At 69.2% G+C, this 22,460-nt stretch carries 14 protein-coding genes; 5 read left to right on the top strand and 9 right to left on the bottom strand.

What is annotated here, in order from left to right; all coding sequences use genetic code 11:
• Nucleotides 1-113: 113 nt before the first annotated feature.
• Nucleotides 114-2,126, bottom strand: a complete 2,013-nt coding sequence (locus AB0F58_RS01860) for an acyl-CoA dehydrogenase (protein ID WP_357136805.1) — start codon at nt 2,124-2,126, stop codon at nt 114-116.
• Nucleotides 2,127-2,814: 688 nt separating this feature from the next.
• Between AB0F58_RS01860 and rph the strand changes: the two genes are divergently transcribed.
• Complete coding sequence (gene rph, locus AB0F58_RS01855; protein ID WP_357136802.1) at nt 2,815-5,412, top strand: rifamycin-inactivating phosphotransferase; 2,598 nt, start codon at nt 2,815-2,817, stop codon at nt 5,410-5,412.
• 101 nt (nt 5,413-5,513) lie between these two features.
• Here rph and AB0F58_RS01850 read toward each other — a convergent pair whose 3' ends face one another.
• The 7 genes from AB0F58_RS01850 to AB0F58_RS01820 form a co-directional block, all read right to left on the bottom strand.
• Nucleotides 5,514-6,995 (bottom strand): family 43 glycosylhydrolase, encoded by a 1,482-nt coding sequence (locus AB0F58_RS01850; protein WP_357136497.1) that lies wholly within the window; start codon nt 6,993-6,995, stop codon nt 5,514-5,516.
• A gap of 139 nt (nt 6,996-7,134) precedes the next feature.
• Nucleotides 7,135-8,532 (bottom strand): glycoside hydrolase family 43 protein, encoded by a 1,398-nt coding sequence (locus tag AB0F58_RS01845; RefSeq protein WP_357136495.1) that lies wholly within the window; start codon nt 8,530-8,532, stop codon nt 7,135-7,137.
• 79 nt (nt 8,533-8,611) lie between these two features.
• Entirely contained in the window at nt 8,612-10,036 is a 1,425-nt protein-coding gene (locus tag AB0F58_RS01840; RefSeq protein ID WP_357136799.1) for a family 43 glycosylhydrolase, read from the bottom strand.
• A gap of 550 nt (nt 10,037-10,586) precedes the next feature.
• Nucleotides 10,587-12,107: an alpha-L-arabinofuranosidase C-terminal domain-containing protein gene (locus AB0F58_RS01835; protein ID WP_357136493.1), complete on the bottom strand. Its 1,521-nt coding sequence runs from the start codon at nt 12,105-12,107 to the stop codon at nt 10,587-10,589.
• Between the two features lie 57 nt (nt 12,108-12,164).
• The gene (locus tag AB0F58_RS01830) at nt 12,165-13,043 is read right to left on the bottom strand and encodes a carbohydrate ABC transporter permease (protein ID WP_357136491.1); all 879 of its coding nucleotides are present in this window, start codon (nt 13,041-13,043) and stop codon (nt 12,165-12,167) included.
• The gene (locus AB0F58_RS01825) at nt 13,040-13,990 is read right to left on the bottom strand and encodes a sugar ABC transporter permease (RefSeq protein ID WP_357136488.1); all 951 of its coding nucleotides are present in this window, start codon (nt 13,988-13,990) and stop codon (nt 13,040-13,042) included. The genes AB0F58_RS01830 and AB0F58_RS01825 overlap by 4 nt, the downstream gene beginning before the upstream one ends.
• The gene (locus tag AB0F58_RS01820; RefSeq protein WP_357136486.1) at nt 13,987-15,312 is read right to left on the bottom strand and encodes an extracellular solute-binding protein; all 1,326 of its coding nucleotides are present in this window, start codon (nt 15,310-15,312) and stop codon (nt 13,987-13,989) included. The genes AB0F58_RS01825 and AB0F58_RS01820 overlap by 4 nt, the downstream gene beginning before the upstream one ends.
• A gap of 252 nt (nt 15,313-15,564) precedes the next feature.
• On the opposite strand from AB0F58_RS01820, the gene AB0F58_RS01815 reads away from it, so the two are divergent.
• The 3 genes from AB0F58_RS01815 (at nt 15,565) to AB0F58_RS01805 (ending at nt 19,196) form a co-directional block, all read left to right on the top strand.
• Nucleotides 15,565-16,605 (top strand): LacI family DNA-binding transcriptional regulator, encoded by a 1,041-nt coding sequence (locus tag AB0F58_RS01815; RefSeq protein WP_357136483.1) that lies wholly within the window; start codon nt 15,565-15,567, stop codon nt 16,603-16,605.
• Between the two features lie 207 nt (nt 16,606-16,812).
• Complete coding sequence (locus AB0F58_RS01810) at nt 16,813-18,165, top strand: hemolysin family protein (RefSeq protein WP_357136481.1); 1,353 nt, start codon at nt 16,813-16,815, stop codon at nt 18,163-18,165.
• A complete protein-coding gene (locus AB0F58_RS01805) occupies nt 18,162-19,196 on the top strand; it encodes a hemolysin family protein (RefSeq protein ID WP_357136479.1) in 1,035 nt (344 codons plus the stop codon). The genes AB0F58_RS01810 and AB0F58_RS01805 overlap by 4 nt, the downstream gene beginning before the upstream one ends.
• Nucleotides 19,197-19,309: 113 nt before the next feature.
• On the opposite strand, the gene AB0F58_RS01800 is transcribed toward AB0F58_RS01805, so the two are convergent.
• Nucleotides 19,310-20,827: a cellulase family glycosylhydrolase gene (locus AB0F58_RS01800; protein ID WP_357136477.1), complete on the bottom strand. Its 1,518-nt coding sequence runs from the start codon at nt 20,825-20,827 to the stop codon at nt 19,310-19,312.
• Between the two features lie 291 nt (nt 20,828-21,118).
• Here AB0F58_RS01800 and AB0F58_RS01795 point away from each other — a divergent pair, with 291 nt between their 5' ends.
• Entirely contained in the window at nt 21,119-22,393 is a 1,275-nt protein-coding gene (locus AB0F58_RS01795; protein WP_357136474.1) for an ROK family transcriptional regulator, read from the top strand.
• Nucleotides 22,394-22,460 lie beyond the last annotated feature (67 nt).

The following is a 22,460-nucleotide window of genomic DNA, read 5'->3' as shown; positions in this document are numbered from 1 at the left end:
TCCTGGATGCGGCGGGCCGACAGCAGGCCGCACATCGATGGGAGTGACTGTAACATGTTCTGTATATAAACTTTACTATTCTTCGGCGCGGGACGCGCGGACCTGCTCCGGCCTCAGGTCGACGACATCGCGGTCGCGCGACTGCTCGGTGGCGGATCGCCGGCGGCGTCCTGGGCGGCCATGATCTCCTGCCGGCGGGGCTCCTCGCGCAGGACGGCGCAGTGCAGCCACGTGTCCGGGATGGCGAACCCGTCCACGAGCGTGCGCATCTGCGGGCGCAGCTCCTTGAGCAGGCCGTTCACGACGCCGGTGATCGCCTTGGCCCGAGCCGGCGTGAGACGGCCGTGCTCGAGGAACCATCCTTTGTGGGTCTCGATGACGCTGAGCGCGTAGAGGTCACAGACCCGGGAGAGCAGCGCCCGGACCGCCGGGTCCGCCGTGTCCTCGATGCCGGCGACGAACGCCTCCAGGGTGACCCGGTCGATGTGCGCGGCGGCCACGGCGAGGACATGGTCCTGCACGTCGTTGAAGATGTCGAAGGGACGGTCCTTCTTCGTGGTCGCGCCGTTGCGGAGGCGGCGGACCGCGCCGTCGAGGAGGTGCCGCTCGCGGTCCTCGAAGACTCTGAGCTGCCAGCCGCGGTCGGTAACGGCGACCTCCTCGTCGCGGCCGGGCACGGCGCTGATCAACTGCTCGATGAGCGACCGCGCGGCGGTACGCTCCAGCACCATCTCGCGGACCTGTTCGGCGACGAAGGAGGCGCGCCCCCAGCCGTCCAGCGAGCCGAACGCGTCCCGGTAGCCGGTGAGCAGCCCCTTGGCGACCATCTGCAGCAGCACCGTGTTGTCGCCCTCGAACGTGGTGAAGACGTCGGTGTCGGCCTTCAGGCTGGGTAGCCGGTTCTCGGCCAGGTAGCCGGCACCGCCGCATGCCTCGCGGCACATCTGGATGGTGCGCGTGGCGTGCCAGGTCTGCGCGGCCTTGAGGCCGGCGGCCCGGGACTCCAACTCCCGTTGCCGGTGCTCGGCGACCTGCGCGTCGCCGCCCGGGGCCTCGCTGAGCGCGGCGACCAGCTCGCCCTGGGCGAAGTGCAGCGCATACGTCGTGGCCAGGGCGGGCAGCAGCTTGCGTTGGTGGGCCAGGTAGTCGTTGAGCAGCACCTCCCGGTCCGCGTCGGGCGTGCCGAACTGGCGGCGGATGTCGCCGTAGCGCACCGCGATGGTCAGCGCCGACTTGGTGGCCGCGGACGCGGCGCCGCCCACGCTCACCCGGCCGCGGACCAGGGTGCCGAGCATGGTGAAGAAGCGCCGGGAGTCGTTCTCGATCGGGCTGGAGTACGTCCCGTCCTCGGTGACCTGACCGTACCGGTCCAGCAGCATGTCCCGCGGCACCCGCACGTGGTCGAAGCTGAGCCGTCCGTTGTCGACACCGAGCAGGCCGGCCTTGGGCCCGGCGTCGCCGATCGTCACGCCGGGCAGCGGGTTGCCGTGCGCGTCGCGGATCGGGACCAGCCACGCGTGTACGCCGTGCCGTCGCCCGTTGGTGATCAGCTGCGCGAAGACCACCGCCATCCGCCCGTCCCGGGCCGCGTTGCCGATGTAGTCCTTCCGGGCCGCCTCGTGCGGGGTGTGCAGATCGAAGGTCTGCGTCTGCGGGTCGTAAGTGCAGGTGGTACGTAGCTGCTGGACGTCGGAGCCGTGGCCGGTCTCGGTCATCGCGAAGCAGCCGAGGATCTCGCCCGAGACGATCTCCCGCAGGTAGGCGTCGTGGTGCCGCCGGGTGCCGAGGGCGGCGACCGCGCCGCCGAACAGGCCCCACTGCACGCCGGCCTTGACCATCAGCGACAGGTCGACCTGCGCCAGCATCTCGCTGGCGACGATCGTGCCGCCGACGTCGGATCTGCCGCCGTACTCGACGGGGAAGGCCGAGGCGATACCCAGCTCGACGGGGAGTTCGGTGAGCAGCCGCGTGATCCGCTCACGGGCCTGGTCACCGGTTTCGCCGTACACCGGGAGGAAGCGCTCGTCGAGGTGATCCCGGTGCGCCCTGCGCACCTCGGCCCACGGTCCGTCGAGCACGTCGCGCAGGCGGGCGAGGTCGATGCGGTCGGACGCGTGATCGGGCATGGTCACCCCTCGGATGGCGGACATATGGGTACAGTCTGTACGCGATCAAGGGTACCGGCCCGCTCCGGTGATCCGGCGCGGGAAACCGCGGTGAGCCGGGACACCATCGCCGCGTGTCGTACCGCTGGCGTCCCGGACGACCGGGCCCCGGATCGGCCCGCGCTCCCGGGCCTGGCGTACGGCGGTCGCCGGGCTGGCGGGTGCTGCCTCACCGCCGGTAGCGGCACTTCCGAGTTCAGCCTGGCGTCGTGGCGAACCCATTCGCGCCCTGCCCGCCCTGCAGTTTTCGCGCGGCAAAGAGAAAGGCAGGGAAGTGAAACTCCCTGCCACTCTTAATGTATATCGCACCGGGGGGCTTGCGGCAAGGCCGGGGTCCTGCCACAGAATCGTCGCCGGACCGAGTCCCGGCGGAGGAATCGGGGGCGCTGCGTGCGCGTGTGGCTGTCCACGTACGGGGGACGCGGCGACGTCGAACCGCTGGTGGGATCGGCGTGCAGTGGTGGGCGATTGGCGCGACGGTGCGGGTGTGCGCGCCGTCCGACTGGCCGAAGGCACCGGCGGACTCGGCAGAGGGAAGGGAACGAGCGATGAGGACGTGCCCGACGAGAGGTTCGACGGAGCCTGGGACGCCGGTGGTTCGGCGGTCTGGTGCAGTGCGCCGGCGCGCGGCTACCGTGGCGGTGTCGCCGTGACCGGGCAGTACGTGCTGGGTCTGCAAGAGATCGACGAGACGAAGGTCGCGGTCGTCGGCGGCAAGGGCGCGCACCTGGGGGCGTTGTCGCGGATCGACGGCATCCGCGTACCGGCCGGTTTTTGCGTGACGACGGACGCCTTCCGGCGAATCATGGCGGAAACGCCGACGATCGACGAACGGATCGATCAGCTCTCGCGCCTGAGTCCGGGTGATCGGAAGGCGGTCCGCACGCTCAGCGCGGACATTCGCCGGACCGTCGAAGGAATCACCATTCCCGACGATCTCGCGGCGACGATCACCCGCGCTCTGGCCCAGATCGGCGAGCAGGCCGCCTACGCCGTCCGATCGAGCGCGACAGCAGAGGACATGCCGACGGCCTCTTTCGCGGGCCAGCAGGACACCTACCTGAACGTCGTGGGGCCGGCCGCGATCCTCCAACACGTCAACCGGTGCTGGGCCTCGCTGTTCACCGAGCGGGCCGTGGTCTACCGCCAACACCACGGGATCGACCACCGTACGGTCCACATGGCCGTGGTCGTGCAGCAGATGGTGTTCCCGGATGCGGCCGGCATCCTGTTCACGGCCGACCCCGTCACGGGCGACCGGAAGGTCGCCTCGGTGGAGGCCGGCTTCGGCCTCGGTGAGGCCCTGGTTTCCGGCCTGGTGAACGCGGACGTGTTCACGGTGCGCGACGGCGAGGTGGTGGCCAAGGCGGTCGCCACCAAGCAGCGGGCCATCCACGCCCGGCCGGCAGGCGGAACACAGGAACAGGCGATCGAGCCGGCGCGACAGGAGCAGCCGGCGTTGACGGATGCGCAGGTCGTGCGGCTCGCGCAACGTGGCCGGCGGATCGAAGCGCACTTCGGCTGTCCCCAGGACATCGAATGGTGCCTGGTCGACGATGACTTCCAGATCGTCCAGAGCCGGCCGATCACGACGCTGTTCCCCGTCCCGGCGGTCGGCGACCGGGAGAACCACGTCTACGTCTCCGTCGGTCACCAGCAGATGATGACCGATCCGATGAAGCCGTTGGGGCTCTCGGTGTGGCGGCTGACGGCCCTGGCGCCGATGCACGAGGCCGGCGGGCGGCTGTTCGTCGACGTCACCCGGCGCCTGGCCTCGCCGACGAGCCGCGCCGGCCTTCTGGAGGCTATGGGGAGATCCGATCCCCTGCTCAGGGACGCGCTGGAGACCGTCCTCGACCGTGGTGACTTCGTCCCGTCGTTCCCGGACGAGGGGCCCGGCGGGCCACCGACCGGTGGCGTACCCGCCCCGATCGAAACCGATCCGGCCATCGTCACGGAGCTGGTCGAGCGCACCCGGGCATCCGTCGCCGCCCTGCGGCGCGACGTCCGGGCGAAGCACGGACCGGCGCTGTTCGACTTCCTGCTGGAAGCGTTCGAGGAACACCGGCGGGTGCTCAGTGATCCCCTGAGCATGCAGGCGATCATGGCGGGGATGGAGGCCACCTGGTGGCTCAACGACAAGCTGCGGGAGTGGCTGGGCGAGAAGAACGCGGCCGACACCCTCACGCTGTCCGCCCCGGGCAACGTCACGTCGGAGATGGGGCTGGCGCTCCTCGACGTCGCCGACGTGATTCGTCCGCATCCGGACGTGGTGGCGTTCCTGCACGACGTCGAGGACGAGGGCTTTCTGGACGAACTGCCGAGGCTCGCGGGTGGGGTCGAAGCGCGCGACGCCATCGAGGATTACCTCGACCGGTACGGCATGCGCTGCGTCGGCGAGATCGACATCACCCGGCCGCGTTGGCGCGAGCGCCCCACCACGCTCGTGCCCGTGATCCTGGACAACGTCCGGAACTTCGAGCCGGGCGCCGCCAGGCGGCGATTCGCGCAGGGACGGCAGAAGGCGGAGCAGAAGGCGCAGGAGGTGCTCGCTCGCCTGCGGGCGCTGCCGGACGGGGAGCACAAGGCCAACGAGGTCGAGCGGATGATCGACCGGGTCCGGACCTTCATCGGGTACCGGGAGTACCCGAAGTACGGCATCGTGACCCGCTACTTCGTCTACAAGCAGGCCCTGCTGAAAGAGGCCGAGCGCCTCGTGCGCGCCCACGTGCTCCCCGAGAGGGAGGACGTCTTCTTCCTCACGTTCCACGAGTTCCACGACGTCGTGCGCACGAACCAGGTGGACGACCGGCTCATCCGCCAGCGTAAGGAAGCGTTCCGGTCGTACCGGGCGCTCACGCCGCCCCGGGTCCTCACGTCGGACGGCGAGACCGTCGCCGGGGCGTACCGCCGCGACGACGTGCCGGCCGGTGCCCTGACCGGTTTGGCGGTCTCCGCCGGGACCGTCGAGGGGAGGGCCCGCGTCGTCCTGGACCTGGCGGAGGCCGACCTCGAGGCGGGCGACATCCTGGTCACGGCGTACACGGACCCCAGCTGGACGCCGCTGTTCGTCGCCATCGCGGGCCTGGTGACGGAGGTGGGCGGCCTGATGACCCACGGCGCGGTGATCGCCCGGGAGTACGGCCTGCCGGCCGTGGTGGGCGTGGAGCAGGCCACCCGTCTGATCCGGGACGGACAGCGGATCCGCGTGCACGGAACCGACGGGTACGTCGAGATCCTGCCTTGACTGATCACTCACCGAGAAGGTCACCCGCGTCTCTCCACGCCGTGAAGGCGGTGGGGAGGATCCCGGTGGGCACGCGCACGTACCCACCGGGACTCTGCGGGTCAGTACACGTAGGGCCAGCCGGCGGCGTCGTAGCCGATGCGGTTGATGCCGAGCAGCGACGCGCCGTTGTCGGCGTAGTAGTGGTAGAACAGGTGGTCGCCGTCACTGTCGGCGAGGAACGCCTGGTGGCCGGGGCCGTGGATGCTGCCGTGCGAGGCGAGGACCTGGGTGCCCCCGCCGGAGAGCATGTCCCGGCCGGCGCGGTCGACGAACGGGCCGGTCGGGCTCGCCGACCTGCCGACCATGACGCGGTACGTGCTGCTGGCACCCTGGCAGCAACGGTCGAACGAGACGTACAGGTAGTACCAGGCGCCGCGCTTGACCATGACGGGCGCCTCGATACCCGGGCCGTAGTTGGCGAGGCTGTGCATCGAGGTGCCGAGCCGGCGGCCGGTGACCGGGTCGATCTGGATCATCTTGATTCCGGACCAGAACGAGCCGAAGCTGAGCCACCACCGGCCCTGGTCGTCGACCGTGAGGTTCGGGTCGATCGCGTTGAAGTTGTCCGACGTCCGCGACTCGACGACGAGACCCTCGTTGGTCCAGCTTCCGGACGCGCCGGTGGCGCTGGTGGCCAGGAAGATCGCCGAGCGGTTGGAGCCGAAGGTCGACGCCGAGTAGTACAGGTAGTAACGACCGTTGCGGTACGACAGGTCGGGCGCCCACAGGTTGCGCGCCCCGCCGGTGTACGTGGTGGTCCACGGAGCGCCGTTGGGGAAGACGGCACCGGCGTTGCGGTAGGTGACCCGGTCGGTGGAGGTCTTCAGCGCGACGTTGTCACCGGTGTGCGCGACGAGGTAGGTACCGTCCGGCCGCTTGACCACGGTCGGGTCGTGGACGCCGATGTCCCCGGAGACCCTGACGGGCTGCGGGTAGGCCGGCGGCGGGGTGCCCGTCGGCGGGGGCGGTGTGGTGGGTGTTCCGCCGTTCAGGCGTACCAACTGCCACTGTTGGTTGGTGCCGTCGGCGTCGGAGTAGCCGGCCAGTCGGCCGCCGTCGGCCGTGGACCACTCCCACACGTCGATGACTTTGCTGGACTGGCGGTTGACGAAGCGTACGTACCCGCCGGCGGAGTCCTGTAGCCGGAACTGTTGGGTGGCCGCTCCCCGGTCGGTGGTCTGCACCAGCTGGGTGCCGTCGGTGGCGTTCGGCAGTTCCAGTACCTTGCCGCTGTGTCGTGACCGGACTTTGTAGTACCCGCCGCCGGCGTCGACGAACTGCCACTGCTGGACCGCGAGGTCGTTGCGGGTCCACTGGTTGACCGGGGCGTTCTCTGCCGTGGACCAGTCGTAGAGATCCATGGCCTTGCCGCTGTGCCGGTTGACGAACACGTACGACGCCGAGGTGTCCACGGTCGCGGCGGAGGCCGACGGCATCCCGTAGACCACCCCCGCGCCCGCCACCAGCACCATCGCCGTACCCGCGACCAAGCCTGCCCGCCAGCGCGAACGCGCCCCTGGCACCTGAACCACCGTCGTCACCGAGAACCTCCCTGGGAAACGGGTGCCGCAACGGTTGCCGCACCATCGTGGAGCGAAGACAAGAATTGCTTCGGTACGAGTTGACATGCGTTTGGCGTAAGCCGTCGCCGCCGCTCTGCCACCGGCCGGGACACCGTGCTCAGTACCCGATCCGGAACGTGGCGTCCGCACGGTCCGTCGCGCTCGAGGAGGTGCTCAGCGGATCGATGCGCAGGGCGTAGTTGGCATGGCGGATGTAGTGGTCGGCGATGTTGTGCGAGCGGAACGAGGTCCATCCACCGTCGGCGAGACCCGCGGTCCGGTGGAAGGTGGCGTCGCCGGCGAACCCGGAGGAGCCGTCGTCGGCGGCCAGGCCCAGGACGTAGCCGCTGTGCCGCAGGTACCGGCCGGGGTAGTTGACCGACTCGAACGACACGCCCGACGAACTCGCCAGGCCGGGCCGCAGACGCCACTGGGCGTCGGCGTAGGGGTCGAACGGGTAGGGGTCGATCCGCGCCGCGTTGCTGGCGTGGCGGATCAGGTGGTCGGGGAAGTTGTACGACTTGATCCGGTTCCAGGTCGGAGCGCCCCACCGGGAGAGCAGTGCCGCGTGCTCGGCGGCGGTGATCGGTGCGATGGTGGGATGCTTGGCGTTGAGCGGCTGGGTGTAGCGTTCCTTGCCGAGAGGCGTCCAGCCGTTGCTGTCGATGTCGCCGCTGCGCCACACGTAGAGTTCGCCGTTGTTCGGGGAGAACGAGTCGCCCCACAGGAACCATTCGTCACGGTCGTTGGCCTTGACCACGATGGGCGCCTCGATGCCGCCATTGATCACGCCGCTGGTGTAGGTGCCGCGGTCGAAGCTGCGCGGGGCGAGACTGCTGGACCGGGCGCCGTAGAGTCGCCCGTCGGCGAAGCTCTTGTAGTACAGGTAGTTCGTTCCGGTCCCGACGTGCATCGTGGCGTCCAGCACGTCGGTGCCCGGGTCGAAGTACAGCTGGTGGGCGCTGACCGTGCGGAAGTCGGTGGTGTAGTTGACGTAGAAGGCGTCCCGGCCACCGTTCCTGGCGGAGTACAGGATGCCGTACTGGCCCCGTGAGGCGTCCCAGAACGCCTCCGGCGCCCAGGTGTGGGTCGGCATCGTGTGCATCCGTATCCGGCGGTAGCCGGTGAAACTGCGCAGGTCAGGGGAGTCCCAGAGGTGGATGTACTGGTTCTGCCGGGTGAAGTCCTTGCCCTTCAGGTCGGTGGCGAGCACGACGAAGGTGTTGTCCTGCTTGCGCATGATGAACGGGTCGCGCAGGCCACCGGTGCCGGCGGTCGGGGTGACGACCGGACTGTTCTGGTTGAGCGGGGTCCAGTTGAGGCCGTCGGTGCTGATGGCCAGGTGGAGGCCGTAGTTGTCGGCCAGCGAGGACGGGGACTCGGTGAAGTAGCCCATCACGTAGCCGCCGTACGTCGGAGCGGCCCAGGCCGGTGCCGTGCCGTGGAACAGGAGGCCGGTGCCGGCGACCACCGCCGCGGATGCTCCGGTGGTCAGCAGGGTGCGTCGAGAGACCATCGCGTTTCTCATTTCCGGCCCGGTGGGCGGGCCAGGTGCGGGGTTCGAGGAATGCGCGTGCTGCGGGGACCGGGTCGGTTCACTCGCCCGAGGGGGCGGTGAGGGTGACCCCGAGTCGGGCAGGGGTGCCGAAGTTCGGAGTGCCGTCGGCGTTCCAGGTGAACTTCTGGGCCCGGGTGGACCGGTTCATGTCACAGCCGCCACCGGCGGAGTCGTTGGCGTGGTAGACGATCCAGCTCTCGGTGCCGTCGGGTGAGGTGAAGAAGCCGTTGTGCCCCGGCGCGTAGACGCCGTTGGTGTCGCTGCGCTGGAAGACCGGGTTCGGCGCCTTGGTCCAGTGCGCGGGGTTGAGTGGGTCGCTGCCGGTCAGGGTGAGCAGGCCGAGCTTGTAGTCCGGTCCCCAGCAGGCGCTCGCCGAGTACACGATCATGGTGCGCCCGTTGCGGTACAGCGGCTCCGGTCCCTCGTTGACCGGGTGGGTCTGACGCTCCCAGGACAGCGTCGGGGAACTCAGCCGCACCCGGCTGCCGCCGAGCGTCCACGGGTTGCTCATGGGCGTGATGAACAGGCTCTGCCCGTAGCTGCCGCCGGGGTTGTACGTGCCCATCAGGTAGAGCCGGTTGTTGACCGTCAGGATGCTCGCGTCCAACTGCCAGTCGTTGCCGAGGTCGGCCTTGAACGTGTACGGGCCCATCGGGTCGGTGCCGGCGCTCTCCAACACGTGCAGCCGCTGCGTGGGGTTGAAGTCGGGCACGTTCTGTCCGGCGGTGTAGTAGAAGTACCACCGGGGTCCGTTCGGTCCGTTGATCAGGTGGAACTCAGGAGCCCACATGTTGCAGCAGCCGTTGGGACGTCCGGCCAGGTTGAAGATCACCTGATCCTGGGCGGTCGCCAGCCCGGCGAGGGTGGTGGACCGGCGCATGGTGATCGTCGAGTTCCACGTCGTCGTGGCGAGGTAGTACGTCCCGTTGTGCACCTGGAGCCACGGGTCCGGACCGTTGCGCTTGATCGGGTTGGTGAACGTCCGGGTGGGCGGTGTGGTGGGTGTTCCGCCGTTCAGGCGTACCAACTGCCACTGTTGGTTGGTGCCGTCGGCGTCGGAGTAGCCGGCCAGTCGGCCGCCGTCGGCCGTGGACCACTCCCACACGTCGATGACTTTGCTGGACTGGCGGTTGACGAAGCGTACGTACCCGCCGGCGGAGTCCTGTAGCCGGAACTGTTGGGTGGCCGCTCCCCGGTCGGTGGTCTGCACCAGCTGGGTGCCGTCGGTGGCGTTCGGCAGTTCCAGTACCTTGCCGCTGTGTCGTGACCGGACTTTGTAGTACCCGCCGCCGGCGTCGACGAACTGCCACTGCTGGACCGCGAGGTCGTTGCGGGTCCACTGGTTGACCGGGGCGTTCTCTGCCGTGGACCAGTCGTAGAGATCCATGGCCTTGCCGCTGTGCCGGTTGACGAACACGTACGACGCCGAGGTGTCCACGGTCGCGGCGGAGGCCGACGGCATCCCGTAGACCACCCCCGCGCCCGCCAACACCACTACCGCCGTACCCGCGACCAGGCCCGCCCGCCAGCCACGCCGGCGCGAACCCACCCCCGACACCTGAACCACCGTCGTCACCGAGAACCTCCTTCGATTGGTCGGACCGGTCCGGGACGCCGAGTCCCGTGGTTCCGACGGAACGATGTCGCCACGGTGAAGTGCGAACGGCTGCCCACGTTCGGTGACCGGACGTGCCGTGGCGACCGCGTTCAACGCGGCGGCGAACGCACGCCCACACAATCGTGGCAGCGGCGTTACGCATGCGTTACAGGAAAAATGTTCGCGCTAACATCGAAGGCTGTCAAGTGGATGAGGCATCGGGCCGCGTCGAGTTATTCTCGGGGGCGCGGAGTTCCGCGACGGGATGCGACCCGGTCATTCCAGAGAGCGTTTTCTGAGTGCTGCGCGCGAATGGTGCACACAGCGGGAAACGCGTCCGACACCCTCGGTGCGTGCCGGACGTCGCTTCCGCTGCGGCCGGCGCAACCGCCGACCGCGTTCTGCGCCGGGCTGGTCAGCGGGTCGGTGCCACGGAGAGCCGCACGGCCGTCCAGGACACCGGTGGCAGCACGACCCGTGCGCCGCCGGCGTGGGTCGAGAGCTCCCGGTTGGGTCGCAACCCGACCCGGTCCGGGTGGTCCGCGGTGTTGGTGGCGCGCACGTCGTCGTCGGAGAGCGTCGACGCCGCCGCGGTCCACGCCACGGCACCGAAGCGGCTCAGATCGATGCTGACCTCCACCGGCCGGGCCTGGTCGCGGTTGACGACGAAGACCGCCACCTCGCCCGTCGCCGCGTCGTGGGTGGCGACGGCGTCGACCACCGACGTCTCGCCGTGGCGGGCCGTCTGGTAGGCCGGGCCGTCGACCACCGTGCGAAGGACGTCGCCGCGGGCCAGCGCCGCCGTGCGGGCGAACGGATGGAAGATGGTCTGCCGCCAGGCGGGCCCGCCCGGCTCGGTGCGGATCGGGGCGATCACGTTGACCAGCTGAGCCTGGCAGGCCGCGGTGACCCGGTCGCTGTGCCGCAGCAGGGAGATGAGCAGGTTGCCGACGACGACGGCGTCGGCGACGGTGTACTCGTCCTCGATGACCCGTGGGGCGACCCTCCAGTCGTCGGCGGGCGGCTGGTTCTGGAAGCGGGAGAGGTACCAGACGTTCCACTCGTCGAAGGACAGCTGGATCTTCTTCTTGCTGCGCAGCCGGGCACCGATGCTGTCGGCGGTGGCGACGATGCTGTCGACGAAGTGGTCCATGTCCGTGGCGGAGGCGAGGAACGAACCGAGGTCACCGTCGTGTTCCTCGTAGTAGGCGTGACACGAGACGTAGTCCACCAGGTCGTAGGTGTGTGTGAGGACAGTGGCTTCCCAGGCGCCGAACGTCGGCATGCTGGAGCTGGAGCTGCCACAGACGATCAGTTCCAGGTCCGGTTCGGCCGCCCGCAGCGCCCGGGCGGTGGCGGCGGCGAGCTGCCCGTACGCCTCGGCGTTCTGGTGCCCGAGCTGCCACGGGCCGTCGAGCTCGTTGCCCAGGCACCACATCCGGATGCCGTAGGGCTTGTCGGCGCCGTTGGCCCGTCGCAGATCGGCCAGGTGGGTGCCGGCGGGCTGGTTGACGTACTCGTGGACGTCGAGGGCCTCCTGCACGCCACGGGTGCCCAGGTTCACCGCGTACATGATCTCGACGTCGGCCTTGGCGGCCCACCGCGCGAACTCGTCGATGCCGACCTCGTTGGTCTCGATGCTGCGCCAGGCGAGGTCACGACGGCGCGGACGCCGGTCCCTCGGGCCGACACCGTCCTCCCAGCGGTACCCGGAGACGAAGTTGCCACCCGGGTAGCGGACGGTGGTGACACCGAGTTCGCGGGTCAGGGCGAGGACGTCGGCGCGGAACCCGTCCTCGTCCGCGGACGGGTGGCCGGGCTCGTAGAGGCCGGTGTAGACGCAGCGGCCCAGGTGTTCGACGAACGTGCCGAAGGTGCGCCGGTTGACCGGTGCCACGACGGCGGCAGGATCGAGTGTGACGTGCGCGAGCTGCACGGCTGTCCCTCCCGGAGATGCTGTCGTGCCGCCGGCACGCACAGTCGGACGGTTCGGTCACTTCAGGGCGCCGATGGTCAGGCCGCCGCGCCAGTACCGCTGGAGCAGCAGGAACGCGACGATCAGCGGCACGATGGCCACCAGTGAGCCGACCACGATCACGTTGAACAGGGCGGGGCCACCGTTGCCGATGGTCGCCGACAGGTACCAGGACCGTAGGCCGACGGTGAGCGGGTAGAGGTTCTGGTCGCTGAGCATGACCAGCGGCAGGAAGAAGTTGTTCCAGGTCGCCACCATGCTGAACAGCAGGACGGTGACCAGCGCCGGTCGCATGGCGGGCAGGGCGACGCTGCGGAAGACCCGGAGTTCCCCCGCGCCGTCGATCCGGGCGGCCTCGAGCATCTCGTCGGGCACCGAGTCGTGGGCGTAGACCCGGAGCAGGTACACCCCGAACGGGTTGAGCAACGAGGGCAGGATGACCGCCCAGACCGAGTTGATGAGCCCGGCCTCGGCCATCAGCAGGTACGTCGGCAGGACCAGGGCCGTCGCCGGCACCATGATGAGACCGAGCAGCAGCGCGAACAGCGCGTTGCGGCCGGGAAAGCGTAGTTTGGCGAAGGCGTAGCCGGCCAGGGCGGCGATCGCGGTGGCCCCGACGCCGCTGGTGACGGCGTAGAGGGCCGAGTTGCCCAGCCACCGCAGGTAGAGGCCGTCGTCCTGGGTGAACAGCAGCCGGAGATTGTCGAACAGGTGCAGGTCGGCGAACCAGAGTGGATGAGAGCCGAACAGCCCGTCGTTGTCCTTGGTCGCCGCGACGAGCAGCCACCAGAACGGCAGCAGGAAGTAGACGACGAACAGCGCCATCACCGCGTGTGCGGCGATGGTGCCGCTGCGGCGCCGCGCCGGCTCGGTGCTCCTGGCCGCCGGGGTGATCATCGCAGCGCGCTCCTCTTCCGCGTGACGAACAGGAAGATGTACGAACCGGCGAAGACCACTGCGCCGAGCAGGAAGGAGATCGCCGCCGAGTAGTTGTACTGCTGGTACGAGAACGCCTGGTTGTAGGCGTAGACGTTGGGTGTGTAGCCGTTGGTGATCGCCCCTGGGTTGAGCGGCTGCAGGATGAGGGGCTCGGTGAAGAACTGGAGGGTGCCGACGATCGTGAAGACGGTGCAGAGCACCAGGGCCGCCGAGATCATCGGTGTCTTGATCCGTAGCGCGATCTGCACCGACCCGGCACCGTCGAGCCGGGCGGACTCGTAGACCTCGCGCGGTACCCCCTGGAGCGCGGCGTACAGCACGATCATGTTGTAGCCGGCCCACTGCCAGGTGACGAGGTTTCCCAGGGAGGCCAGGACGGTGTCACCGGTCAGGAAGTCGATGCCGGTGAACCGGAACGGGCCGGTGTTCCGGCTGTACAGGAAACCCCACATCAGCGTGCCGATGACCACCGGCACGGCGTACGGGACGAACGCCGCCAACCGCAGCGTCCGCGCGAAGCGCGAGCTGACGCCGTCGACCAGCAGGGCCAGCACGAGTGCGACAGCGATCATCACCGGCGTCTGGACGAGCCCGAAGACGAGCACCCGCAGCGTGCCCGACCGGAACTCGGGGTCACCCAGGGCCTGCCGGTAGTTGTCCAGCGCGGCGAACACCTCGCCCTCCACCAGGGTGGAGCGGTACAGACTGAGCTTGAACGCGTACCCCATCGGCAGCAGCAGGAACACGACGAGCAGGACGGCGAACGGCGCGACGAACAGCCATCCGGCAGCGGCCTGCCGGTCGAACCGACGCCGACGGGCCGTGGACAGCCGGCCCCGGTCGGGCACGACGGGTCCGGTGACCGCCGGAGCGGCGGCCACGGGGACAGGTCGGTTCGGGGTCATCGCGAGACCTTGAAGCCCTGTTTCGACGCGTACGTCGTGACGTTCTGCTGGACGGTGCCCAGCGCGTCCGGCCACGACGTCTTCTTCTCCACCGCCTGTCCCAGCGCGGTGGTCAGTTGGTTGAAGCTGTAGCTGTTGAACGGGCTCCACGCGAATTCCTCGATGCCGTTGTACGCCGGCACGAAGACCTCGTTGACCTTCTGACCCCCGAAGAACGCGTACTCCTTGGTGCGGAAGTAGTCCCACTCCAGGATCGGTGTGGCCGTCGGGAACAGGAACGCCTCGTCGATGCCGATCTTCCAGGCGTCCCGGTTCGCTCCGAAGATCTCCATGGCGACCCTGGTGGCCTGCTCGGGGTGCTTCGTCTGGTCGGTCACCGCGAACGACGAGCCACCCCAGTCGCCCTGGGCGTCCTCTCCGGCGGTCCACTGGGGCAGCGGTGCCGCCCGCCACTTGCCGGCCGTCGTCTTCGCCACGCTCGCCAGGTAGCCGGGACCCCACCCCGCGGCCAGATAGGTCGCGTACTTCCCGCTGCCGAGCCCGTTGTAGAAGTCCGTCGTGCCGTAGGCGGTGGTGTCGGCCAGGCCGTTGTCCACCAGGTCCTCCCAGTACGACATCACCTTTGTGGCCGGTTCGCTGTTAACGTTAACACCGATGTTCTGCGGCTTTGCCACGTCGTACGTGAACGGACGCGCGCCGGCCTGCCACATCAGCCCCGTCATGAAGCCACCGTCGTTCGCCCCGAAGTCCGTCATGAACCTGTCGGGCGCGGCGGCCTTCAGTTTCTGCGCCTGTTCCTTGAACTCCGCCCAGGTCTTCGGCACCGTGAGCCCGTACTGCTCGAAGATGTCCTGCCGGTACAGCATGGCCATCGGTCCGGCGTCGACCGGGATCGCGTAGACGGCGTCGCCGTTGCTGACCTGTTTCCACGCCCAGTCGACGTAGTTGCCCCTGAGGTCGTTGGCCCCGTACCTGCCCAGGTCGACGAGATGCTTGGTGAGCTGGAAGGTCGGCAGTTCCTGGAACTCGAGCATCACCACGTCGGGCGCGCCCTTGCCGGCCTTCAGCGCGGTCTGCAGCTTCGTGTACTGGTCCTGGCCGGTCCCCGCGTTGGTCCACTCGATCCTGATGTCGGTGTGCGTACGGTTGAACAGGTCGACCACGCCCTGGAAGGCCGGGTACCACGCCCACACCGTGATCGTGACCGGGCCGTCCTGCTTCTCGCCACCGTCCGAACTGCACGCCACCAACAGCAGAGCGGCGAGGACCGCCACCGCCGCGGTCAGCGGCCTGCGACCTGGACTGGAAATCCTGACACTCACGGGACTCCTCCACCGGGGATCGACTGCCTCTGCAGCCGATGTACCTGTCAATGAGGCCGGTCGTGGTGCACGCCGACGGCCGGCCGCCGGGAAACGGCATGACTCGCCTGGTCCGCGCCGCACCCTGCGCTCGTCGCACGTCCTGGTTTCGTCTTTGCAGCGCTGCAAACAGCATGCCCGGACCATCGATGGACGGCAAGAGGTAACGTGCCGGAAACTCGCGCCGGCCTTCGGCATCGGAAGGGGGCTGACATGCGGCGGGATGTCACCCTACGTGAGGTCGCCGACCTGGCCGGCGTCTCCAGCCGGACGGTCTCCAACGTCGTCAACGGTTACGCGAACGTCACCGAGCACACCCGCGCCCGGGTCATGCAAGCTGTCGAGCAGCTCGGCTACCGGCCCAACGTCCTGGCCCGTAACCTCGCCCAGGGCCGTTCCGGGCAGATCGCCGTCGTGGTGCCGTACCTCGACACGCCGTACTTCTCGGAGCTGCTGCAGGGCATCATCCGCGCCGCCCGCGCGCAGGGGTACAACGTGCTCATCGACCAGACCGACGGCGATCCCGACCACGAGCGGATGCTCATCAACCACGGGCGCAGCCGGCTGCTCTTCGACGGCATCATCTTCAGCCCGCTCGGCCTCGACCAGCAGGCCCTGGCCGACCACGATCCCAGCCTGCCACTGGTGATCCTCGGCGAGCGGGTCAGCCAGGGGACGTTCGACCACGTCGGTATCGACGACGTCACGGCGTCCCGGCAGGCCACCGAGCACCTGCTGGACCTCGGCCGCACGCGGCTCGCCGCGATCGGGGACCAGCCCTACCCCACCGGTGAGGCCGCGCAGTTGCGCACGCGCGGGTTCCGTGAGGCGCACGAGCGCCGTGGCGTGGCCGTGCACGACGAACTCGTCATCGCGACCCCGCGTTTCAACCGGGCCGACGGGGCGGGCGCGATGCGCCATCTGCTCGACCTGCCGGAGCCGCCGGACGCCGTGTTCTGCTACAGCGACCTGGTGGCGCTGGGCGCGATGCACGTACTCGCCTCGCGCGGTCTGCGGGTCCCCGAGGACGTCGCCGTGATCGGCTACGACGACATCGAGGACGGTGCCTACGCGAACCCGCCGGTGAGCACGATCTCGCCCGACAAGGAGCTGATCGCGACGACCGCCGTCGAGCGTGTGCTGCTGCGTATCGCCAGCCGAACGTCGCTGCCCGGGATGGAACTGCGTGCGCCGCACCGGCTCGTCGTACGCGAGAGCACCGTCGGACGGGCCGCGGCGAGCCGGACACCCTGACCCCGGTCCGGTGCCGTCGCCGTCCTGCTCCGTCGCCCCGGGCGGAGCGGGCTAACCTGCGGCGGCACCGCCAGTGACCAGGCACAGCTTGTTCTCAGCGGGGCTGGCTACCCTCGGTCGTCTTATGAGCGATCTTCCTTCTCACAGTCCGTGGCCCCTGGCCGTCGAGGCCGCCACCGTGGCGGCGCAAGCGGCAGGGGCTGACCGATGAACGAGTGGATCCTGCTGGGCACCGGGCTGTTGCTCACCGTCGGCACCGGTCTCTTCGTCGCCGCCGAGTTCGCGCTGGTCAACCTCGACCGGGGTGACCTCGAGGCACGCCAGGCCCGTGGTGAACGGCGGCTGGGCCCGACCATCGCGGCGTTGAAGATCACGTCGACGCACCTGTCGAGCGCCCAGCTCGGTATCTCCCTGACCACCCTGTTGACCGGGTACACCTTCGAGCCGGCGGTCAGCGCGCTGCTCGCTGATCCGCTCGAGGCCGCCGGCGTGCCGGGGAGCGCGGTCCCCGCGGTCGGAGCGGTCGTCGGCATCCTCCTGGCGACCCTCTTCTCGATGGTGATCGGCGAACTCGTACCGAAGAACTTCGCGCTCGCGGTGCCCCGGCAGACCGCGAAGGTCGTGGTGCCGTTCCAGGCCCTGTTCACCACCGTCCTGAAGCCCATGATCGTGTTCTTCAACAACACGGCCAACGCGGTGATCCGCGCCTTCGGCATCGAACCGAAGGAGGAGTTGTCCGCCGCGCGCACCGCCGAGGAGCTCAGCTCACTGCTGCGGCATTCGGCCCGTGCCGGCGTGCTCGATCCGGAACACGCGACGCTGCTGGACCGTACGCTGCGCTTTTCCGACCGGGACGCCTCCGACGTGATGACCCCACGGGTCCGGATGGCGGCGGTCGCTTCCACCGCGACCGCCAGCGAGATCATCACCAGGTCCGTGGCCACCGGCCTGTCGCGGTTCCCGGTCGTCGGCCGGGACCTCGACGACCTCATCGGGGTGCTGCACGTCAAGCACGCCTTCGCGGTGCCCCCGGCCGAGCGTGGCGACGTCGACGCCCGCGACCTGATGGTCGAGCCGTTACGGGTACCCGAGACGATGGGCCTCGACGCGCTGCTGCCCGCGCTGCGCAGTGGGGGACTGCAGTTCGCGGTCGTCTACGACGAGCACGGTGGCGCCGCCGGCATCGTCACCCTCGAGGACCTGGTCGAGGAGATCATCGGTGAGCTGGAGGACGAACACGACCGGGTCCGTGCCGTCGTGCTGCGACGCGGCACGTCGATCGTGTTCGACGCCACGCTCCGGCCGGACGAGCTGCTCGACCGGGCCAGGATCAGGGTGCCGGAGCACGACGACTACGACACGGTCGCCGGCTTCGTCACCGCCGGTCTGAACCGGTTCCCCCAGGTCGGGGACGAGGTCACGATCGAGGGCGGGATCCTCCGCGTGGAGCGCCTCAACGGCGTCCAAGCCGATCGGCTGCGGTTCGTCCCCGCCGAGACCACCGGTGACACCGCACCCGGGCGCACCCCCTCCGGCCGTACGGAAGAGAGGACCCGTTGAGCGAGTACCTGCCCGGCATCGTCTGGCTCGTCGTGCTGCTGGTCGTCAACGCGTTCTTCGTGGGCGCGGAGTTCGCGGTGATCTCCGCACGGCGGTCCCAGATCGAACCCAGGGCCCAGGCCGGAAGCCGGTCCGCCAGGACCACGCTCTGGGCGATGGAGAACGCCACCCTGATGCTGGCGACCAGCCAGCTCGGCATCACCGTCTGTTCGCTGCTGATCCTGAACGTCTCCGAGCCGGCCATCCACCATTTGTTGGAGGTTCCGCTCGCGCACACTCCGCTCTCACCCGAGGCGGTCACCGTGCTCGCGTTCGCCGTCGCACTCGCCCTGGTGACCTTCCTGCACGTGGTCTTCGGCGAGATGGTTCCCAAGAACATCTCGTTCTCCGTACCGACCCGAGCGGCACTGGTCCTCGCCCCGCCGCTGGTGATCGTCGCCCGGATCCTCAAGCCGATCATCTGGAGCCTGAACGGAGTCGCGAACGGCATCCTCCGTCTGTTCCGGGTGACGCCCAAGGACGAGGCGACCAGCACCTACAACCTGGACGAGGTGGCGACCATCGTGCGGCAGTCCACCCGTGAGGGCGTGCTCGTCGACGGTTCGGGGACCCTGACCGCAGCCTTCGAGTTCACCGCGAAGACGGTCGGCGACGTGGAGGTTCCGCTCGCGGACCTGGTCGTCCTGACGACGACCGTCACACCGGCGGAGATCCAGCGGGCGGTGGCCACCCACGGCTACTCCCGCTACCTGCTCACCGAGAACGGCGGACCCAGCGGGTACGTGCACATCAAGGACGTCATGGACCTGGCCGGTGACGCCTACACCGCCGCCGTTCCGACCGAGCGCATCCGCCGGCTCGCCGTCGTCGACCGCGACAGCGAACTCGAAGACGCCCTGGCAGCGCTCCGGAGGAACGGCGCCCACGTCGCCCAGGTCCTCGACGGCCGGGCAGGGATCACCGGCGTCATCTTCCTCGAGGACATCGTCGAGGAACTCGTCGGTGAGGTCCAGGACGCCACCTCCCGGTGACCAGGGGCCCCACCCGTCCCGGCCACCCGCGGCGGCCCGCCCGGACCCCGGGGAGATCCCGGGGTACTGGGGGGGCCGCCGGGCTCAGGACCGGGTGACCCGAGGGCCCGCGTCTACCGGGTCGCGTAGGGGTCCTGAGCGAGCAGGTGGGCCTTGTAACCTTCGCCGACGCCAGGTTCGGGGGTGCCCTGCCAGTCCTTGATGAGGACGGCGCCGGTGGTGCACCCCCACGGGTTCCACGTCCACGCCAGGTGGGACAGGCCGTGCGCGGTGGCCCAGTCCATCAGCGTGTCCATGTAGTCGTAACTACAGTTGTCCTGTCCGAACTCGCCGAGCACCACGGGCACCTTCTCGGCCAGCGGAGCGATCTTGCTGTCCCAGCAGGTCGTGCTCGCACAGGCGTTGAAGCTGTACGCGTGCCAGGACGCGGCGATGTTGTCGAGCGGGTCGTTCGGCTGGTACGTCAGCCACTCGCCCATGTCGTTAGTCCACTCCAGGCCGCCGACCATCAGGATGTTGGTCGCGCCGGTCGCGCGGACCGCGTCGACCAGGTCCTGCATGCCGGCCACCTCGTAGGGGATGCCGGTGCAGGTGCCGCCGTCGCGCAGACACTGCCATCCCAGGGTCTTGTTCCAGTCCGCGGCGATCTCCGGGTAGGGCTCGTTGAACAGGTCGAACACGACGGCGTCGTTGCCCTTGAAGGTGTTCGCCACGCTGGTCCAGAACTGTGGGGCGTACCGGGCGTCCGGCATCGGCTTCTGGCACGTGGCGGTGGTGTCCTTGCAGTGCCAGTCCGGCCCGTTGCTGTAGGCGCCCCAGGTCCAGTGCAGGTCGAGGATGGGGTTGATGCCGTTGGCGACCAGCAGGTCGACGTAGTCCTTGATGCCCTGTTGGTAGGTGGCACCACTCGGGGTGCCGTTGACGCCGAGCCAGCACTCCTCGTTGAGCGGGATCCGGACAGCGTGGATGTTCCAGGTCTTCATGGCATCGACCGACGCCTGGTCGACCGGGCCGCCGTCCCACTGGCCCTTGCCCTGGACGCAGGCGTACTCCCCGCTCGACCGGCTGACACCGAGGAGGCGGTAGGGCCGTCCGCTCGCTGTCACGATCTTGTTCCCGGACACCCGCAGCTCCGGTGCGGGTCCGCCGGGGCCGGGAGGGTTGCTCGCGGTGGGGGACGGGTCCGCGGTGGTGGGGCTGGCCGTCGGCGTGATCACCGCGCCGGTGCAGGTGGTGCCGTTGAGCGCGAACGAATCAGGTACCGGGTTGGTGCCGCGCCATGTTCCGGAGAACCCGATGGAGGTCGACGAGCCCGTGTCCAGTGAGCCGTTCCAACCCATGCTGGTGGCGGTGACCTCGGCGCCGGACTGGGTCCAGTTGGCGCTCCAGCCCTGACCGACCTTCTGGGCCGTGTTCGGGAAGGTGAACCCCAGCGTCCATCCGGTGACGGCGGAGCCGAGGTTGGTGATCGTGACGTTGGCGGTGAAGCCGTCGGGCCACTGGCTCGCCACGGTGTAGGTGACCGAGCATCCGGTGGTCGCCGCCGACGCCGGCAACGTGACCGCTGCCATGCTGCCGAGTGCCAGAACTCCGGCGGCACTGGCGGCCAGCAGGGCATGACGATGTCTCATCTGGTTCCTCTCCTTCGGTTCTGGTTCGTGGGCTGTGCCCGGTGGCGGGTCGGGGCTGCTGGTCAGCCCGGCCCGCGCCGGGCCCGGCAGCCGGCGTCACCGAGCGGCAGCCACCCAATAGCCTTTAAGATCATCGATGGAAGCGCTCCCACGGACGTTAGTTAATTAACGTAGGTAAGTCAACGGACCGGATTCGAGCCGGGTGACCGGCCGGTGGCTGCCCGTGCGGTACGTTGGCGGCGTGTTGCCCTGCCGGCCCGTTGCCGAGGGCCCCTAGCGAGGGAGTGCGGCATGCCGCTCCGTCACTCCGGCGGCGGTGCTGCCACCACGCGCGGGCTGGCCCTGGACATGATCCGGGCCGCGCGCACCATCAGCCGGGTGGAACTGGCGGCCGGCCTGGGCCTGACGTCGCCAGCGGTCACCCGTATCGTCCGGGACCTGCTGGTCGAGGGTCTCGTCCGGGAAACCGGACGGGGACCGTCGACCGGCGGTAAGCCGCGTACTCTCCTGCAGATCGACCCCCGATCCCGCTACGGCGTCGGAGTCCACCTGGAGCGCAACACCTGCGTCATCACTGTGGTCGATCTGGCCGGTGAACCGGTCTGTCGCACGGTGCTGCCCGGTGCCGCGGAAGTGCCACCGGAGCGCATGCTGCCCCGGCTCGCCGACGAGATCCACGCCCTCCTCGCCGCGACCGGTGTGGACAAGGCGGCCGTGGTGGGGCTGGGCCTGGTGACCTACGGCCCGCAGGACTGGCGCTCCGGGGTGTTGTTGACTCCACAGCCGAACCCCCAGTGGCTCGACTATCCTGTCGCGCGCCGGATGGCCGACCTCGTGCAGCTGCCCGTGCTGCTGGACAATGACGCCAACGCCGCCGCGATCGGTGAGTACTGGCTGGGCACGGTCGACCTGACGAGCACGTACGGCTGCATCTACCTGGGCACCGGCATCGGTGGTGGTGTGGTGGTCGCCGGAGAGGTCTACCGGGGTAGCTCCGCCAACGCTGTGGAGATCGGCCACATCTCCGTCGACGTCGACGGCGCACCGTGTACCTGCGGCAACAACGGATGCCTGGAACGTTCGGCCGGTCCCGAGGCGGTGGTGCGCCAGGCCTGGACGACGTCGAACCTGGCCCGGCGGCTGGGCCTCGACCCGAAAGGACGTGACCCCCAGGGCGGCGACTTCCTCGTCGACTTCTCGCGGATCACGACCGCGGCCAGTTCCGGCGACCCGATGGCGCGAAGCCTGGTCGAACGGTCCGCCCGTCACCTCGGCGGCGCGGCCGTCACGCTGACCAACCTGTTCGACCTCGACTTCATCGTGCTGGCCGGGCCGGGCTTCGGCTCGGCCGCCAGCATCTACCGGAGCATCATCCAGAACGAGGTCGACCGACGTTGGTTCTCCCGCCGCGCCCACCCGGTACGGGTCGTGACGTCAGCCAATGGATCCGACGCGGCCGCCATCGGCGGTGCGGCGCTGATCCTGCAACGCGAACTCGTCCGACCCCGGGCAGGCTCGTCAGGCGACCGCACTGTCCGGGCCGGGCGGATGCCGTCGCAGTCGTAGTCGGTCCCCGAGCTGACGAGAGTGCGGGCACCAGGCGGCGATCGAGAAGGTCACCGCGACAGGTACC

Origin of the sequence: Micromonospora sp. NPDC023956 (assembly GCF_040639195.1) — a bacterium.
Lineage (GTDB): Bacteria > Actinomycetota > Actinomycetes > Mycobacteriales > Micromonosporaceae > Micromonospora.
Note: the sequence above shows the minus strand (reverse complement) of the source record. Positions and strands in the feature narration are given on the sequence as shown.

Coding starts and splice junctions, on each gene's coding strand:
- AB0F58_RS01860 (WP_357136805.1), bottom strand. CDS start 2,126: ATGCCCGATCACGCGTCCGACCGCATCGACCTCGCCCGCCTGCGCGAC.
- AB0F58_RS01845 (WP_357136495.1), bottom strand. CDS start 8,532: ATGGTCTCTCGACGCACCCTGCTGACCACCGGAGCATCCGCGGCGGTG.
- AB0F58_RS01840 (WP_357136799.1), bottom strand. CDS start 10,036: ATGCCGTCGGCCTCCGCCGCGACCGTGGACACCTCGGCGTCGTACGTG.
- AB0F58_RS01830 (WP_357136491.1), bottom strand. CDS start 13,043: ATGATCACCCCGGCGGCCAGGAGCACCGAGCCGGCGCGGCGCCGCAGC.
- AB0F58_RS01825 (WP_357136488.1), bottom strand. CDS start 13,990: ATGACCCCGAACCGACCTGTCCCCGTGGCCGCCGCTCCGGCGGTCACC.
- AB0F58_RS01815 (WP_357136483.1), top strand. CDS start 15,565: ATGCGGCGGGATGTCACCCTACGTGAGGTCGCCGACCTGGCCGGCGTC.
- AB0F58_RS01810 (WP_357136481.1), top strand. CDS start 16,813: ATGAACGAGTGGATCCTGCTGGGCACCGGGCTGTTGCTCACCGTCGGC.
- AB0F58_RS01800 (WP_357136477.1), bottom strand. CDS start 20,827: ATGAGACATCGTCATGCCCTGCTGGCCGCCAGTGCCGCCGGAGTTCTG.
- AB0F58_RS01795 (WP_357136474.1), top strand. CDS start 21,119: ATGCCGCTCCGTCACTCCGGCGGCGGTGCTGCCACCACGCGCGGGCTG.